This window comes from Paenarthrobacter sp. PPS72, from assembly GCF_048537125.1.
In the GTDB taxonomy this organism is placed as follows: Bacteria; Actinomycetota; Actinomycetes; order Actinomycetales; family Micrococcaceae; genus Arthrobacter; species Arthrobacter nitroguajacolicus_E.
On the sequence record NZ_JBLYIE010000021.1, the window covers coordinates 74,319 to 91,648 of the forward strand.

A 17,330-nucleotide genomic window follows, 5' to 3' on the forward strand; every position below is an offset into this window, starting at 1 on the left:
CCTCCTCAGTCGGCGGTAAGTAAGTCTCATGAACCCGATGACTAATCGACGCAAACGATGGAATCCGGACCACCGGGTGATGCGGAACCGTCGGTACGGACAATGATCACCTGGACGCAGGTGGGCGATTCGAAAGCCCAGACAACGGTGTTCTCTTCATAGGTGTTTTTGTATTCGCCCTCGGTCTTGGCGTCTTTATACCGCCACTTGAACATGTCGCCCGTCTGGGGCTGAGGGTTCTTCCATCGGAGTTCGAGAGATTTCCCATCCTTCGCGTCGCGCACTCCGGAAAGTCCTTCGACGTCCGGGACGCTGCCGTCGCTCAACGCATCGGCGGGCGGCTTGCTGGCAGCTTCCGTAGGTGCCACCTTGGGCTGCGCTTGAGCCCCCAGCACCACGCCAACCACGATGGCGACTACCAGCACCGCTGCGCCCGTGGCGGCAAGCCAAAGATTTCGTTTGCTGTGATCTAGGGGAGGAGCGTCCGTCTCAGTCTCCGGTGCAGCACCCGCGGAAGTGTTGGAGCGGCTGACTGTTGCGCCGAGATCGTCCTGTGGACGGGAAGCCTGCCAGCCGCGAAGGACGGTGGACTCCGCAGTCTCAGACTCAGGGGCACTGTTTTGGCTGCCCGGCGCTGTGTACGAACCAGGCGCCGTGTATCCCGACGCCGGAGCGTGAAACCGGGGCGGGGCCGATGGCCCGGTGTGGGACGGGACAGTTTGCGGAGGGCCGGCGGGCCGTTGGCCGGTGGGCGGCAGTTTCGGCTGTTGAGGGGCACCGGGAACGGTTGACGGGAAAGTCCGTGCCGGGAAGGTGGGCGCTGACCCTGTAGTGGCGGTTCCCGAGGCGTCGGGATCGATCGAGGCGATGCTCCGGACACGGGTTTCTTCGAAGTTGTCATCCGGATGCTGATCGTCACCGTGCCCGGGCTCCTCCAGCACCTCAAAAGGCGTCACGGACAGGTTCAGTTCAGCCTGGATCCGCTGGAGTGCCAGCGCGAAAGCGTGCGCTGAGGAATAGCGGGATTCCGGTGACTTGGCCATGGATGTGGCCAGGACGAGTTCCAGTGACTCAGGAACGTCGGCACGGCCCAGCCTGGGCAGTGGTGAGTTGGTGATGCGGGAGATCAATTCACGTTGCGAGTTGTCCTGTCCAGGAAGGACAAACGGCGAACGACCCGCCAAGAGCGTGTACAGGGTTGCGCCCAAGGCCCAAATATCCACGGGAACACCGTCCACGGCGCCCCCGCGGAACTGTTCAGGCGGAGACCACGGGATGGACATTCCGGCGTCATCCTCGGTATCGGCACCGATGGTGCCGGAGATGCCGAAGTCCGTCAGGGCGGGCCGGTTGTAATCGGTCACCAGGATATTGGCGGGTTTAATGTCCCGGTGCACAATGCCGGCCCGGTGCGCGGTCTCGACGGCGGAGGCCACCTGGATTCCGACGGCCAGAACCTCATCAACGCTGAAGCGCTGGCGACGATAACGGACGTCAAGGCTCGGCCTGGAGCAGTACTCCATGGCGAGGTACGAGTGCCCATTCTCGGTGATCTCGGCTTCGAAGATCGTCACGATGTAAGGGTGTGATGACAACTGCGCCATGAGGTTCGCTTCGGACTCGAAACGGCGGCGTGCCCCTTCGGTCTTCAGATCGGACAGCAGCACCTTGACCGCTACTTTTCGGCGTGGCCTGTCCTGCTCATAAAGGTAGACATCCGAGAAGCCACCAGAGCCGAGCAGGCTGATGTACTTGAAACCCGGGATGGGTGGAGGCGGCGCAGGGGGCCTCTTGGAACTCAAAGAATCTCCTCGAAACGCAATGAAATGTTGTCACCGAGTTCGGCGATGTCGCCGTCCAACAGGATAGCCATCTCGTTTTGGGCAAGCCGGCGCGGTGCCTGGCCCTCCCGGATGAGCACAGTTCCGTTGGTTGCCTTCAGGTCGCACAACATGACGTGCCAACCCTCAAGCCGGACCTCTACGTGGGAGCGGGAAATGTCTCCTCCGGCGCTGTCCACTTGAACAAGGCGGGGCATGGTGCCGCCTTGTACACGGGAAACCGACGGCTGCCGGCCGATGATGAGCGACTGGTCAAGATCAATCAGCTCTCCTGTGGACAGCCGCATCCTGCCCAGCCGTGGACGTGGGACTTGGACCGCGTCACCGGAAACGGCAACCCCGCATACGGAACACTGCGGGTACGTGGGCGGGTTGGCGTGGCCTTGGGAGCACATGCGTGCCAAAACACTCGGTCCATTGACGGCGGGGGTCTCCGCCCGCCCGTCAGCGGCATTGGCTCCTGCTTCGTCCTCAGCGGGAAGGCTGCTCTTCATGATTGTCTGACCGTCATGGTCGGAGTCCTCGTCCACGGCCATGGCTGTGGACGTGGCCGTTGGAGCCGATTTCCAAGCCGACGGCACTTGGGCAGCAGGATCAACCACTGTCCTGGGCGGATCCGCTGGCTTGTCACTTCCCGGTTTAAGGGTGGAGGACCCGCTGCGCAGCCACGGGACGGAATCAATCAGGCCGCTCGACGGCGTTGCTTCAGGCGCGCTCTCAAGGGAAGAATGCGCGGCTGGAGACTGCGCGCCTGGAGTCTGCACGGCTGGAAATGGGGTTCCCGGAGCCTCTGAAGCAGGTGCCGGAGCTGGTGTCGCATCGGGGGGCGTCGACCCGGTGGGTGTCGACTCGGTGGGTGTCGACGCGGGTGAGTCGTGCTCGTCAGACGCGTCGTCCGTGCGGACGGCAGCGTCCTCAATGTTGCGCATCACCGTCTTATCCCACAAGTGGTCATAGTTTGTGGTGTTTTCCAGAGTGGGAAGCAATGGATCGGTGGTGCTCGTGTGGACGGGCACCCCGGGTGCTTCCCCATGAGCATGTTCTCCGGGGGCAGGCTCTTCGGGAACAGGTACATCGGCGAGGCCAGTCTCCTCCTCCGCCTCGGGTACGTCGGTAACAACACGTTCCGGGGCGGAGGGAGACTCGCTGGCGGGAGACTCGCTGGTGGAAGACTCGCTGGTGGAAGGCACGGCGGTCGATGATGCGGCGGTGGAATGCTCACCAGCGGGGATCATGTGACCCGGGGCGATCGTCAGGCCAAGGTCTGCTTCCGTGTAGCCGATCATGGTCTCATCGGAAACGGCCGCGGGCCGGACTTCAGGTTTAGCGTCAACGTGGGCGGCAGCTCGGGCCGAGGCCTCGAGCGAGGCCAGGAGCACTACTCCCTCCCCCAGCGGAAGACTGTTTAAGTGCGAGCTGTTCACGCGAGAGCTGTTCAGCGGCACGTTTCCACCCGACGTCGGAGTTCCCGCGGACGGGGCCGGTGAATCACCGATCCGAACGCTGTACGAGGTGGCGTCTGCCAGTCGTCGTTCCGTCCAGGTGGTGACGTCGCGCCCTGTTAGGCGTTCCTCTTCCTTGGCCGTGTGCACAACCAGTTCCAGGTCTCCCCGGAGAAACACTCGAAGCGCATCCTTTGAATCGATAATTCCAAAGGGCGGGATGCGGCTGAGCGAAACGCCGAAGGCATCCGTCACCTCATGAAGGACTTCGTGGGCCTCAGGCGCGGAAGCCAGCAACTCCCAGACGGTGTCGATCAGTGCGTGCGGTGTCTCCGGACCCAGGAGTACCACGGTTCCGCTCCGCACTACTCCGAACCACTCACCCGGCTGGTAGCGGGTCAGCGATAGGTGGTTACTGCTTGCCATCGACGCCTTCCTCCTGGTTAGCCGCGGATACCTGGTCCGTGCCATTGACCCAGGCCCGGGGAAGAGTGTCCTCTTCTACGTCGGACGAAACCTCAGGGCGGGGCGCGGTGATGGCTATGCCGGCATCGTTCAGGACGTTCTTGGCGTCCACGATGATGACGGTGACGTTGTCCCTGCCACCGCTTCGCAGTGCAGCCTGGATCAATGCGTCCACGGCATCCTGCGGATGGGCCACAGTGCTGAGGATACGGAACATGTGGTCATCGCCCAGTTCGCCGTTGAGGCCGTCCGAGCAGATCATGATCCGGTCACCTTCCTGGATGGGAAGCAACCAGAAATCGGCCTCTGTCTCGTCCCCGGTGCCCAAGGCACGGGTCACAACGTGGCGGCGGGGATGGACAGTTGCCTGCTCCGCGGTGATATCCCCGGAATCCACCAGTTCCTGTACCTCGGAATGGTCCACGCTGACTTGGGTGAACTCCCCTTGGCTGAGGCGGTAAGTCCTGGAATCACCGATGTTCATCACCAGCCAGTACGGCAGGCCCATCTGTTCCACCACCACAACACCGGACAGTGTGGTGCCGGCGCGGGCTCCCGTTGCAGTGCGAATCGCAGCATCTGCCTTCAACAGGCATGACTGAAGGTCGGCAGCCGTTGCAGTGCGCACGCCGGCTGACAGTTCAGGCTCACTGCCCAAGGCACGGACACACATCCCGCTGGCAATCTCGCCCGCCTCGTGTCCACCCATGCCGTCAGCGACGGCGAACACGGGGTCAGAGGCAATGAACGAGTCTTCGTTCAGTTCGCGGCGAAGCCCGCGGTCCGTTCCGTACCCGTAGCTGAGTCGAAAGGAGGATCCGCCTGCGGCGGGACCCGCTTCGGCGTTGGCGGGCGTGGCCGGCTGTGAGTTCATGCTTGTCCTAGGTGGAAGGAACGGTCCCCAAAGTGAACGGTGGAACCGGGACGGACAAAGCTTGCTTCGCCCGGGTGGAGCCTGGTCTGGACGCCATCAGGGGTGGTAACAGCGCTGCCGTTGGTGGAATGACGGTCCGTAACCCAGACGCCGTCGCCATCAACGCGCAAGTGCAGATGCGTTTTGGAAATAGACCGGCCGGGATCTGATACGGGCAGCAATTGTTCCACGGACTCCCCTGGCTGAGGCGCCGGGTTACGGCCGAGGAGGACTGACCCGCCCAACTGAATGTCCTGTCCATCGTCGATCCGGATCCGCAGGACAGCCTGCGCCCGGGCTGCACCCGGACGCATCTGGGTGCGCTCCACGTCGTCGTCCGGGTGGGCGGCGGAGGTGGGGGCCTGCTGCGGCGCAATCGCCACAGGAGTTGGTGCCATTGATGGGGTTGGCGCCATTGATGCGCTCGGTGCTGCTGGCGTGCCGGCCGCCGATGCGAAGGGAGCCGGCGTGAAGGGTGCAGTGGGTGGGCGCCACTGGTTCGGGTCGTGTGAAGGCTGCACGGCCGGTGCTGATGGAGTCACCTGGTGTGCGGACTGTGCAGGGACCTGTGCAGGAGCTACCTGTGCGTTCGCGTTCTGACGGGCACCGGGTGCAGGCGCGGAAGGGACCGGAGAAGCCACGGGTTGAACCGGAGGAAGGTCCATCGGCGCGAAACTGTACGGCCCCTGGATGCCTCCCGTGGTCACCGGATTACGACCGACGTTCACATCGAACACCAACGACTTCGCCGCTTTGTCGTGCCAACCCCGCAACTTGCCGTTGCCGTCCCAGGCGTTGGAGATGACTACAAGGAAAGCCCAGACAACACCAAGGAACATCAGCGGCAGGGCGATCCATAGGACCAACCCGATTTGGCCGAGGGCCGACAGGATGACGGCAACGATGGATCCCAGCATCAGGAGGCCACCGGTGAGTATCCCGCGAACGAACACAACACCGGCACCCGGCGCGTAGCCGTCCGAGTCCGCACTGCGGATCCCCATGAGCTGGTTGCCGATGGTGTTACCGGACTTTGCCTCAATTCCAAGGAGGACAAAGGTGTAAACCACGGTCACGCCCAGGCCGATGCTGCCCAAGAGGACCAAGAGGCCCGTGTCGTAGACAATGAAGCCGTTCCTGCGGGTTTGAGTGATGCCGGCAATTCCAATGGTGAACGTCACGGCGAGCACGGCAACGGGACCCAGCCAATCCAGGACAGCTGCGCCCAGACGTTTCCCGGCAGAGGCCGGCGCCAACTCGAGCTTGGTGGTCATAGTGGTCCCTCCCCCTGGCCCCGGCATGTGGTCCGGCATTGTTTTTGGTCCGTGCTGCATCGGCGACGCCGGCGCCGACACTACCGAGATACTACCGGGATCGGGCAAGCCCTGCCGGTTAGCGAACTCCAACGCTGCCTTCCGGGCATGGTTGATGTTGCCTTCCTTGCGGGCACCACGGTTATTCAAAGGCGATCCGCACCGGGTGCAGAACGTTGCGCCCGGAAGTACCGCATGACGGCAGGCCGGGCACAGCTCGGTCTCACTGCTCATGGGTGGTGTCCTTCTTGAACGGCAATGAGAACCGGCGCTTGCTTGGGTCGCCGGGCGCTTGCTGCCGACGACGCAGCGCCGCCCGGCCGTCCGAAAGCAAGGAACGCGGCGAGAACCGTGCCTGCTGGCGTTTCCAGAAACCAACGCTACCCGTGATGTCGGTCAGAGACGTGTCAACGATTTCCCAGTATTCCTTGACCTCGTCCTCGCTGGGCTGGCCTGCGCCGAAGACAGCGGCATCGGCCCGGTGGGCAAGCATCGTGGTGGTGCTCCCGGCGGTGGGGAACGCATCGGCGATGACTGTGGCCGATTCGCGCCTGGTGGACTTGGTGTCAATCGAGGCACCCATGTCGGTGGCCAGGCTCAGCACTTCATTCCAGCCTCCGCCCACCCGCTGGGCGGGGTGGCCATCACGGTAGCGCGCCTTCCGGCGTCGTGATTTCAACAAGAGGATCAGCAACAGCGGCAAGGCGAGAATCGCGAGTGGAATCAGCGCCACACCGATGGCTGCCAGCAGCGGACCCCAGAAGAGCCACGGGTTGTTCTTCTTCTCGTCAGCGTCCAGCGCGTCGGGGGTGGAGTCCGGCGGCAAGTCCGCGGGTTCCTGCGGCGGGGGCGGCGGCTGCAGCACCTGGGGTTTGGGTTTGGACTTGTTCTCGGGGTCCGGTGGGATAGGCACGTTGTCCTTGGGCGGGGTGGGATCGAAGGTGACCCATCCCACGCGGTCGAACGCCACCTCCACCCAGGCGTGGACGTCCTTGCCGGTGATCTTGATATCGCCGGCACCGTTCTCGGGGCTCTTGGGGTCCGGGTAGAACCCCATGACCACCCGGGACGGGATGCCAAGGTGGCGGAGCATGAGGGACATGGACACGGCGTACTGTTCGTCGTCGCCCAGCATCTGCTTGGCGGAGAGCATGTTGCGCACACGGGCAGCACTGTGACCGGGAAGGCTTGGGAGCTGCCCCTCAGCCACCAGGCCATTGCTGAAGGCGCCACTCTTTTGGAAGTGGGCCTCGATCTGCCGGACGCGGTCAATGGCGGTAGGAGCATCCGCGGAAATCTGGTTGGCCTGTGAAGCCACGATGGGTGGTACTTCCTCCGCCTCGGGCAGTGTGAGCTTTGCAAAGTCGTATTGCGTTAGCTGGCCGTGTTCGAGGGTCCCGGGATCCGAGACCTGCACGGTGTAGTTCTCGCCCTTAACCAGGCCTTTGGTGGTGACGGCGGTGTCCGTGCCGGCATTGAAGTAGAGCCCTGAGGCTGCGCCGGACGTGTCCGCGAAGCTCATGCCCGTGGTGTGCCGGCCACCAGGGACAAAGTAGCCCTGGTAATCCTCAACAGTGATGTCCAGCGTGTAGTTGGTGCCCTCCACCGGGCTCCCGGAGTCAGCCAGGGTGTTCAGCGAACGGGCATCGCCCACTTTGCTGAAGTTGCCGGAGCTGTTGGGATCCATGCTGTAGTTCACGCCATTGAAGGCATCCAGTGCCGCCAGCCTGACGCGGGCGTCCTTGGGCAACCCCTTGACCGTGAACAGCGTAGTGTCCTTCTCGTCCTTGACGAAGTTGCGGAAGCTCGCCAGCGGAGTGACATACTCGCGGGGGTCGAACGGCGGGACGATCGTGTTGCGGAGCACCTTCCGGTCATCGCTCGCGGTGACCAACGGCGAGGCGATGGCGGTGACCCCGACCGCAACAGCGATCACGGCAGCAGCAGTCCCCAAGCGGCGGAGCTGGCCGCGGCGGGCCGTAGCGGCGTCGGAATCCGGCCTGTTGGCCGAAACGGCTTTGGTGCTGTTCCGGCGGAGCACGTCCCGGCGGAATGTCGCCCACACAATAGAGACAATGGTCAGCGAGACGCCGCGCTCCACATTGAGGAAACCGGCGCTGGTGCTGAACGCGATTCCCGTGACGAAGAGGACCAGCACGGGAAGCAACGGCCAGTACGGGCTCTTCAAACGCCACGTCAGCAGACCAGCTGCCAGAGCCGTCACCAATGAACTGAGGAACGGCACAATGAGCATGCCATTCGCTGTCCCCACAGGAACGCCAACGGTGAGCATGTCCTTCCAGGCAAACACGATGCCCAGCAGGAGGGTACGCAGCGAGTCGAGGCTGGGCAGGAAGCCGACGACAGCCGAGTCCGGCACGGCCAAGGCCGAGCCAAATACCATGTAGGCGCCGAACGTCACGGCGGTGGTGATGAGCAGTCCCAGGCGGAAGCGCACGTTGAGGACAGCGATGCCCAGCCCCAGCAGCACACCGCCCAGACCTGCGAACAAATAGTGGGCGTCTCCCCCGAAGCTCAGCGTGAAACCAAGGACGCCAAGGAACAGCAGCACCACGAGTGCCCCACAGTCAACGGCAAAATGCCACAGCGGCCTGCCGTCGTCGAATATCGATCCTCCGGTGCCGCGGGCCGCCGACCGGGGCCCCTTGCTTGTTCCCTTGGCTGCGCGGGGACGCACACGAAGATTGGGCGCGGTGCTCATGCTGCCGCCTTTCGAAGAACTATGGCGAGATCGTCCAGGTCGCCGACTGTGAGGACCGTCAGGTCCGCGATGTTGGCCCTCGACGGCGCCGCTCCGGGTTGGACACGGACCGCCAGGCTCCGTACGCCCGGAGGGACGGACGCGGCTGCCGAACGCAGTTGGGTGGCTGTCACGTGGCTGCCCACTACGAAGAACACCACGGAGGCGTTAGGGACGGTATCTGAAAGGGTTCGGGCGAGGTCGACGGCGGTCTTGCGCATGGGTGCCCCGACAATCCGGGTCATGTCGTCCAGCAAGGTACGGCCGGTTTCGCAGCGTAGAGGCCCCTTCTGGGTCAGGACGTCCAGCTCACGCTGCTCGCGAATGGCCTGCCTGCCAATGGAAGCGGCCACAGAGATGGCCATTTCGAACTCGGGCTCGGAGTCATACTCGTCGGTATTGATGGAGAGCGAGATAGCCAGGTGCGCGCGCCGGGTCTCCTCGAACTGGCGAACCATAAGCTTGTTGGTGCGGGCCGTGGTCTTCCAGTGGATGTGGCGCCGATCATCGCCGGGAACGTAGTCGCGCAAAGCATGGAACGAGACGTCGGCGCTGGACAGTTCCGTGGTGGGCATGCCCTCAAGGTCCCGGATAAAACCAGCCGCCGAGCTACCGAGCGATACTGTGCGGGGGTGCACGAACAGGTCCACCGGATCAGTCCACATCACCCGACGTCGCAGCAGGTGGAGGGGGTCGGCGCGCACCGAGCGGACCGGACCCACCACGATCACGGCCCGCCGCGCCGTGGGAATGGTAAAGAGATCCTCATGCACCTGCGCCGGCTTCATCCGGGGCAAATGGAAAACGGCAGTATTGGTACCCACCGGGAGCTCCAAGGCCGCAGGCAACAACGGCCTGGTGGAAACGTTGGACACTGCAATGCTGCCCACGGCGTCATCCCCCACTGCCACACGGGTGCGCGCAAGGTCCAGGACCACGCCATAAGCCGAGCGGCCCACAATGAAAGCGATGGCCAGGAGGAAGAGCAAAAAGGCCACCAAGGCCGCGGACTTGGCTTCCTGCCAACCCCACGCCTGCCCTGCCCACCAGAGCCCGATCGAGGCAGCCAACACCACCCAGCCGAGCAGGCTCACCACCGCGAGGACGGGCCACACGAACTTCAGCCAGACAGCGCGCACCCTGCTCCACGCCGGCGCAAGGAAGTCACCGGCGGTTCCGGCTGCTTCCGACCAAACGGCTGCGGGGTGGAGCTTGCTGGTGGTGCCGCGTTTACCTGGCTGGCCGGGGCGCTTGCCCGGCTCGCGCAGGGAACGCATCTTGCCGCCGAGCGCAGACGTAGCGCGCTTCAACGAGTCAGCAGCCCTGTTCAGGGGTGTGCTGGAGGACATGTCTGGGCCTTTGTTCGAGCTGGGTGCGGTGGGGAATCGCGTGGCGCTGTTACCAGTCGCCGACGCCGTGGTTAGGCGCCGGCGCTGGGTTTATGCGCTGGCGCGTTGCTGCGGGGCGGCGACGTCGGCGAGGACGCGGGTGAGTACCACCTCGGGTGTTGCTCCTGAGAATTCGGCTTCAGGGTCCATCACCAAACGGTGGGTCCACACCACGGGCGCGAGCTCCTTGATGTCGTCGGGCAGCACGAAGTTCCGGCCCTGGCTGGCCGCCCAAACCTTCGCGGCCCGGACCATGGCCAAGGCACCACGGACAGAAACACCAAGGCGCGTTTCGCTCGCGTTGCGGGTTTCCTCGCAGAGCCGCGAAATGTACTCCAGCACCGCAGTGTCCACGTGGGTGGTGGCTGCCAGGTCCGCCATATCAGCCACGGCCTGGGTAGTGATCAACGGCGTGAGGTCCTTCGAACGGTCCTTCAGGTTGGCCCCGCCGAGCAGCCGGACGGTGGAAGCGTGGTCCGGGTAGCCGATGGAGGTTTTGATGAGGAAACGGTCAAGCTGCGCCTCGGGCAGACGGTAAGTTCCCGCCTGTTCGATGGGGTTCTGCGTAGCCAGGACCATGAACGGGCGGCCTGCCTCGTACGTGGTGCCGTCCACGGTCACCCGGGACTCCTCCATGACTTCGAGCAATGCAGACTGCGTCTTCGGAGAGGCACGGTTGATTTCGTCAGCCAGGACGATGTTGTTGAAGACCGGGCCCTTATGGAACTCGAACTTCTGCGTCTTCTGGTCGTAGATAGTCACACCCGTCACGTCAGAGGGCAGAAGGTCAGGCGTGAACTGGATACGGTTATGCGAACCCTGCACCGTTGCGGCCAAGGCACGGGCCAGCGAGGTCTTACCAGTGCCGGGTGCGTCCTCAAACAAGACGTGGCCTTCGGCCATCATCGCCGTGAACGTCAGCCGGATGACGTGTTCCTTGCCCAACACGGCCTTGCCCACGTTGGCAACGAGCTTCTCGAACGTTTCTGCAAACCACGCGGCCTGCTCGTTTGTCATGGTCATCGGTTGATCCTGTTCCTTGGGTATGGAGGTGTTGGGTTGTAGTAGTTGCTTGTTGGCCGGCGATGAGTCAGCAGGGTGGCGGTACGCCATTGCGGACGTCCACGGTGGTGGACTTTACGAACCAGCCGTCCTTCGGCGAGCCGTTGAGCTTGTACCAGGGCGTCCCGTTCCGGTAGATGTCCTGCCTGCAGGTGACATCGATCCAGCCCCACGACCGCTCCACCCAGCCGACGCCACAGGTGGGACCGCTGGGGTTATAGCTGTCCGGTCTTCCTGGCTGGCCAGGGCACGTGCTGTTATGTGCCAGGATCTGCGATGGCGCGGGCGGGTTGGGCGGAGGCGGCGGAGGCGGTTCGGCTCCACTGCGGGATGTATCACTGCCCACCCGGCCAGCTTGGCCGCCGCTGATGGCACGGACTCTCAGCGTTTTTGTCTCGCTAAAGCCCACCTTCGTGGAGAAGCTCCTCTGCCCGGTGTCAGTCCACCCTCCACCCTCGAGGCTGTACTGGTATCCCGTCACAGGGCGTCCATTGCCGCTCGGGGCGCTCCAGGTCCACGACACAGTCTGGTCGCCGACGCCGCTGCTCTTGCTGCCGGTGACCACCGGCGCAGCTGCAAGCCCATAGGGATTGACGGTGTTTGATGCCGGGCTTCTGTCTCCTGGTGTGGGGTTGCGGGAGGAGACTGCCCACACCACTACCGCTGTGTCGGTTCCATTGGCGGCCGCCACAACAGCTCCGCCGGAGGGAATCGCGCCGCTGCCACCACCGGATGTCAGGGCATAACGGTAGCTGATCTCATTGACGTTGGCTCCGTTTCGCTCCGCAGCTGTCAGTGGATTGAACGTCACTTGGATTTTGCCGCCATCAGCGTTGGTCTCAACCAAGGCAGCGGATGGCGTACCCACCATGCCGGGCTTTCCGGCAGCGCGGATAGGCGCAGACTGTTGGCTAACCCCGCTGATACCGGCTTTGTTCGTAGCCGACACCGTGAAGGTGTAGTCAGCTTCCGAGTTCGCCACGGTGACGTTCTGAGAGGTAGCCGCCACAGATTGAGTACCCACAACGGCGCCTCCCATATAGGTGGTCAACGTGTAGGCCGAAACAGCGTCACCGTTGTTATTCGGCACTGCCCAGCTGACCTGCAGCTGGCTCTGGCTACCTACGGATCCGGCGCCCGCAACTGAGGGGGCCGCAGGAGTTGCCGGCACGCCCGCTGGAGTTTCTGCAGCGGAGTAGGTACTCCACTCCGAGGGTTCCTTGGCGTCGTTCCTGGCCAGGACCCGGACCTTGTAGGCCACGCCGTTGGTTAAGCCGGTCCAGACATGGCTGTTGGCCGTGAGGTTCTGGATCTGGGGGTTCTGGCCTGCAGGAGCAGGGGAAATCTCAAGATCGTAGGACTTGATGGGCGAGCCCTTGCTTGCGGGCGGAACCCAAGCTACGGACAGCTGCTGGTCGCCAAACTTCAGCGTCGGTGCCAGGGGGGTGTCGGGCTTGACGTCCGGGCGGACTTCCGCCGAGACCGGAGAGCGCTCGGATTCTTTGATCGCGTTGGTTGCCGTGACTGCAAAGTGGTACTTCACATTGTTGGTCAGGCCGGTCAATGTACAGGTGTTGGCGGGGCAATCCTGTTTGAAGCCGTTCTCCCCGTACACCGTGTACTTGGTGATGGGCGAACCACGATCAGCCGGTGCACTCCATGTGAGCAAGGCGGTTTGGTCGCCCACGGACTGCGCCAGCGGCGTTGTAGGTGCCTCAGGCTTGTCCTTGACAGTCAAACGGATGCGGGCAGTGGCGTAGCGGGAAATTTCGCCTGTCTTATCCTCCACGGTGTAGGCGACCACCATGGTTCCGGTGAATCCACTTCCGGGTGTGACGGTCACGCTGTCACCGGCCGCTTCAGCTGTTCCCTGTCCCGTTTCGGTGACGGCTGAGTTGATTTTCAGTGGAGTCTCCGGGAACGGGTTGGAATCATTTGCCAACACGTTCACCGTGACGGGCTTACCGGATTGCGCCTCCGGCTCAGTGTCGTCGTTGGCCACAGGTTTGGGCCTGTTGGAGGCCGACAGGGAGAGCTTGTAAGTTGCCACCGCTTCGAGCCCGCGGCGGTCCTTTGCTTTGACCTGGACTGTGCCCGACTGCCCGATCTGCACGGAATCCTCCGCGGAGACTTTGAGCGTCTTGCCGTCCACGTTTACCTTGAAGCCGCCTTGGGCTTCGCCCACCAGCTCGTAGCTCATGTTCTGCACGTCATCCGAGTCCGGATCCGACGTCAGCTTCTCCAGGTCCAGGCTTGCGGAGTCACCCTTGGGAACTTCCACTTCGCTGCCCAACAGGACAGGCGGGTTGTTCTTGTTGGGGTCGGGCAGCACCTTGGTCCGGATGCTCAGCGTCGACTTCAAGCCGTTGGGGTCATCGGGCCCTGTTCCGTCCGTGACTTCGAAGCTGATGGAACCGGGCCCCACGTACTCCGCGCCAGCGGTGTACTTCAGCGCGGTACCACCGTTGGCTATGGGATCGCTGCCGTCCGCACCAATGAGCTTGATGCGGTCGGTCTGGGTCAGGCGCGGTGAGCGTCCTTCACGGACTTTGACCCACTCCGCGAGGTTGACCGTGACGGACTGACCTGAGACAAGTTCCACTACCTCGTCCTTGGCGAGCGTGGGAACCTGCTGGCCAATACCGGGAACCCAGATGATGGCCGTGGACTTTTGTCCATCCACGTCCTCCACGGTGTAAGGCACCAGTTGCGGCTGCTCCGTGAGGTCAACAATGACGTTGCCATCAGGACCAGGACGCGCGGTGTCCAATCCGGTTGCGACCTTGAGATTCTCCCCCACGCCGTCCGGGTCCTCATCGTTTTTCAGCACAGGAACATCCACTGCAGTCTTGCCCAGCGTTTGTGCAGATGTCACGCGGTCGTCACGGGCGATCGGTGCCTGCAGCGGAAGGTCGTTCCGGACCACCACCCGGATGCTGGCTTGTCCCACTGCGTCGCGGTCGTCGGCCACGGAGTAGCGGACGTTGACGGTGCCCTCCGCATCGGGAGCGGTCACAAGGATCCGTCCGCTGGTCTGGCTGACCTTGGCATCGAGGCCGGCGTCAGCCTCGATGCTGTCGGTCAGGATGCGGATGATGTCACCATCCGGATCGGTGTCGTTGGCGGTCGCGTCCACAGCGATCTGCCGGCCCGGACGAACCTTGACCTCGTCATCCACAGGAGCGGGCTTCTGGTTGTCCTCGCCGCGGGGCGCGACACCCACTGTCACCGTTCCCGTGTTGACCGCACCTTGGCGGTCGATCACCTTGTACCTGAACGTATCCGTACCCGCGCCGTCACCGGCGGCGACGAAATCGATGAAGCTGCTTCCCGCCGTCGCCGTTCCCATGGTGGGTGTGCTGTCAATGCCGGTGAGCTGTACCGAGTCGCCGTCGGGGTCTATGCCATCCAGCGGAACCGGGATCCTCACACTGCCGCCGGCCACTACGCGTGCCGTCAGGTTTTGAGGCTGCGGACGCGAATTCTGGGCGCCTTCCAACGGAAGGATGTGAATGGTGACCGCTGCTGCACTCTTCTGGCCCTGGGGATCCACGGCGTTGTAGATGGCACGCACGGTTTTCGGCGTCGGGCCTGCAATGAAGCGAAGAGTCTTCTCGGAAACGAACGCCTTGCCGTCCTCCTCCGGGATGCTCTGCGCCAGCACCGGGTCCACGGACAGTTCCTCGCCTTGAGGGTGGGTGTCGTTATCCAAGACCGGGATGGTCACGACGTCGTTCACCCGAACGTTGACTTCGTCCGGCTTAGGCTGGGGAGCCTCGACGACGGCGGGAGCCGGCACCGGGACGACGCCCACCGTGCCGGTGGCTGAGGCGCGACCGTTGGACATGGTGTAACTGAAAACGAACGGTTCCTTGGCGCCGAGGACGTCTGTGACGCGAAGGACGCCGTGGTCAATCACGCTTACGGAGGCAGCGGAACCATCGGGCACGGTGACGGACTGGAGGACCAGCACGCCCCCGGAAGGATCGGAATCGTTGGCCAGCGGGTCAACCAGGACGCTGCCACCTACAGGAAGCAGGGCGACGTCGTGAACGGCCACGGGTGCTCCGGCATCCTTACCGGATTCTACGTCCACACGGATTAGCCCCTGGCTGCTTTGCGGCCCGTTACTGGCGATGTATGTCAGGTAGATCGGGCCAGGGGTAGTGCTTCGGAAGGTGAAAGTACCGCCGTCGGTTACCGGGCCCAGTTCGGCCGCTCCGGCAGCCTCAACTTGGGCCACCCGAAGGGCTCCGCCGTTAGGGTCCACGTCGTTCTTCAAAGGGGCGATGACCAGGTCCTGGCCAACAACCGCGGTGACGTGGTCCGCGTTGACCACCGGCGCGAGGGCACCGGGCGGCTGCACGTTCACCACGATGCGGCCGGTGGTGGTGGCCCTGCCGTCCCACACGGTGATGGTGACGTTCTTCTTGCCCGGTGCTGCACCGGAATCCTGGTAAGTAAGCAGGCCGTCGCGGCGTACCTTCACCTGGTCCTGGTCGTTGTCCGACTTTGCGTCCAACAAGACGAGGTCGTCGCCGTCCGGGTCCATCCAGTCGGTCAGGATGTTCTGGCTGACTGACTTGCCCTGTTCCACCAGCATGGTGGTGGGCTCTCCCCTCTTGAAGAGCGGCGGTTTGTTCTCTTCAGGGGGCACTACGCGCAGCGTGACCTTGCCGCCAGCGGACAAGTCCCGGCCGTCGGCGGCGTTGTAGTCGAAGACTTCCGTGCCCGGCTTGGCGTCCGCCGGGACCTTGATTTGGAAGGCTGAGCCTCCGTAGATGTTTTCCAGTGCTCCCATTTTGGGGCCGTTGGCACCCACCGACGCGGTGAGAACATCGCCGTCGGGGTCTGAGTCGTTATCCAACACGCTGAGGATGGAGGTCCGGCCCGGCCTGACGCCGTACTCGTCCGGTTTGGTCTCCGGCGGACGGTTGGGCTTGGTGCGGTCCGGGAGCACATTGATGGTGTTGTTGTCCGCGGACTCCTGGTCCTGGTCATCGGACTGGTTCTTGGGCGGGACAACATCGTCCCAGTTGTTGACGAGCTGCATGTTCTGGTTGACCAGCCACACGCTGCCGGAGTTCACGTCGTTGAGGACAACCAGGTCCCTGTTCACCCGGAAAACGTAGCTGGGCGATGCACTGGCTTTGGGGACGTCGTTCTTCTTGTCGTCGGCGTCGTTGTCGCAGTCGCGGACGTATTTGTTGGCACCGGACCAGGCGGAGTGGACACATTTGCTGACCTGAACCGGAGCTGCGGGGACACCTTCGCCGTCAGCATTGACTGTTGCTGCCGTGGACCCGTCCAAGGGCTGCTTCAGCAGGGCCTTCCGAGTGGCAATGGCAACGTAGCTGCTCTCTTCGCTGCTCTGCTGAAGTTTGGCTTCGCGGGCATCCTGCAGTTGGAGTTTGCGGCCGCCGGGCAGGAAAAGGTTCCCGGAGACGGCATCGAGGACCACCGGCTTATCACCCACCACGGCCATTTGGAGGTCGCCGGCGCCTTTAAGCTCGTCCACTTTGCTGACCTGCGTGTCGGTCCGTTCGCCATTGGCGTCCACCGTGGTGACAGTAATTTCGCCCTTGCCCGGATCCGCTGTGTAGATGCGGTTGTCGGATCCCACGGCCGACACCATACCCGGCGAACCCGTGAGTACCGGTTCGGTTCCTTCTTCGTCGAAGCCGTTGACGGTGGAGGGAGACAATGCCCAGACTTTTCCGCGGGCCGGGTCTGTCACGGAGAGGACGGTGGAGCCGTAGCTGACTTGCGACGACGACGGCAGCTGCTTATCGCCGCCGAGCTTCAGGTTCGCGGCCGACACCTGGTTGATGGTGGAGCCGGATTCGTCGTCAACGAAGACGTTGCCGTCATGCTGCAGGACGTCAAAGGTGGTGGTGGCCGGGGTAACCGCGCCATCAAGAACGCGCGATGGATAGTTCAACCGGCCCACGGCGTTCTTTGTTTTGCTCACCACCCACACACCGCCGTCGTTCAAGTCCACCTCGGTGGTCTTGAACCCCGGGTACAGAATTGCCCCGGTGATCAGCAAAGCACCTGCTGCGGTGACAGCAGTTCCCGCCATTAGCTTCTTGTTTTGACGCTTTTTCAGCCCCAGCTTGCCGAAGAAAGTTCTCACAGCCCCAGA

At 63.4% G+C, this 17,330-nt stretch carries 8 protein-coding genes; all 8 read right to left on the reverse strand.

Features of this window, described 5'->3' with window-relative positions; translation table 11 throughout:
• Positions 1 to 41: 41 nt before the first annotated feature.
• The 8 genes from ACLRGI_RS10660 to ACLRGI_RS10695 all read right to left on the reverse strand — a co-directional run bounded on the left by ACLRGI_RS10660 (position 42) and on the right by ACLRGI_RS10695 (position 17,321).
• Positions 42 to 1,802 carry a serine/threonine protein kinase gene (locus ACLRGI_RS10660; protein ID WP_419201628.1) on the reverse strand — a complete coding sequence of 587 codons (1,761 nt, stop codon included), beginning with the start codon at positions 1,800 to 1,802 and terminating at the stop codon, positions 42 to 44.
• Complete coding sequence (locus tag ACLRGI_RS10665) at positions 1,799 to 3,709, reverse strand: FHA domain-containing protein (protein WP_419201629.1); 1,911 nt, start codon at positions 3,707 to 3,709, stop codon at positions 1,799 to 1,801. Before ACLRGI_RS10665 ends, ACLRGI_RS10660 begins: the two co-directional genes overlap by 4 nt.
• On the reverse strand, positions 3,696 to 4,622 hold the full coding sequence (locus ACLRGI_RS10670; protein ID WP_419201630.1) for a PP2C family protein-serine/threonine phosphatase: 927 nt from the start codon (positions 4,620 to 4,622) through the stop codon (positions 3,696 to 3,698). The genes ACLRGI_RS10665 and ACLRGI_RS10670 overlap by 14 nt, the downstream gene beginning before the upstream one ends.
• Positions 4,619 to 6,208, reverse strand: coding sequence for an RDD family protein (locus ACLRGI_RS10675; protein ID WP_419201631.1), 1,590 nt, complete (start codon positions 6,206 to 6,208; stop codon positions 4,619 to 4,621). The genes ACLRGI_RS10670 and ACLRGI_RS10675 overlap by 4 nt, the downstream gene beginning before the upstream one ends.
• Positions 6,198 to 8,696, reverse strand: a complete 2,499-nt coding sequence (locus ACLRGI_RS10680; protein WP_419201632.1) for a transglutaminase TgpA family protein — start codon at positions 8,694 to 8,696, stop codon at positions 6,198 to 6,200. Before ACLRGI_RS10680 ends, ACLRGI_RS10675 begins: the two co-directional genes overlap by 11 nt.
• The gene (locus ACLRGI_RS10685; RefSeq protein ID WP_419201633.1) at positions 8,693 to 10,084 is read right to left on the reverse strand and encodes a DUF58 domain-containing protein; all 1,392 of its coding nucleotides are present in this window, start codon (positions 10,082 to 10,084) and stop codon (positions 8,693 to 8,695) included. Before ACLRGI_RS10685 ends, ACLRGI_RS10680 begins: the two co-directional genes overlap by 4 nt.
• Positions 10,085 to 10,174: 90 nt before the next feature.
• Complete coding sequence (locus ACLRGI_RS10690) at positions 10,175 to 11,146, reverse strand: AAA family ATPase (protein WP_014921183.1); 972 nt, start codon at positions 11,144 to 11,146, stop codon at positions 10,175 to 10,177.
• Between the two features lie 67 nt (positions 11,147 to 11,213).
• Positions 11,214 to 17,321: an Ig-like domain-containing protein gene (locus tag ACLRGI_RS10695; RefSeq protein ID WP_419201634.1), complete on the reverse strand. Its 6,108-nt coding sequence runs from the start codon at positions 17,319 to 17,321 to the stop codon at positions 11,214 to 11,216.
• Positions 17,322 to 17,330: the final 9 nt, after the last annotated feature.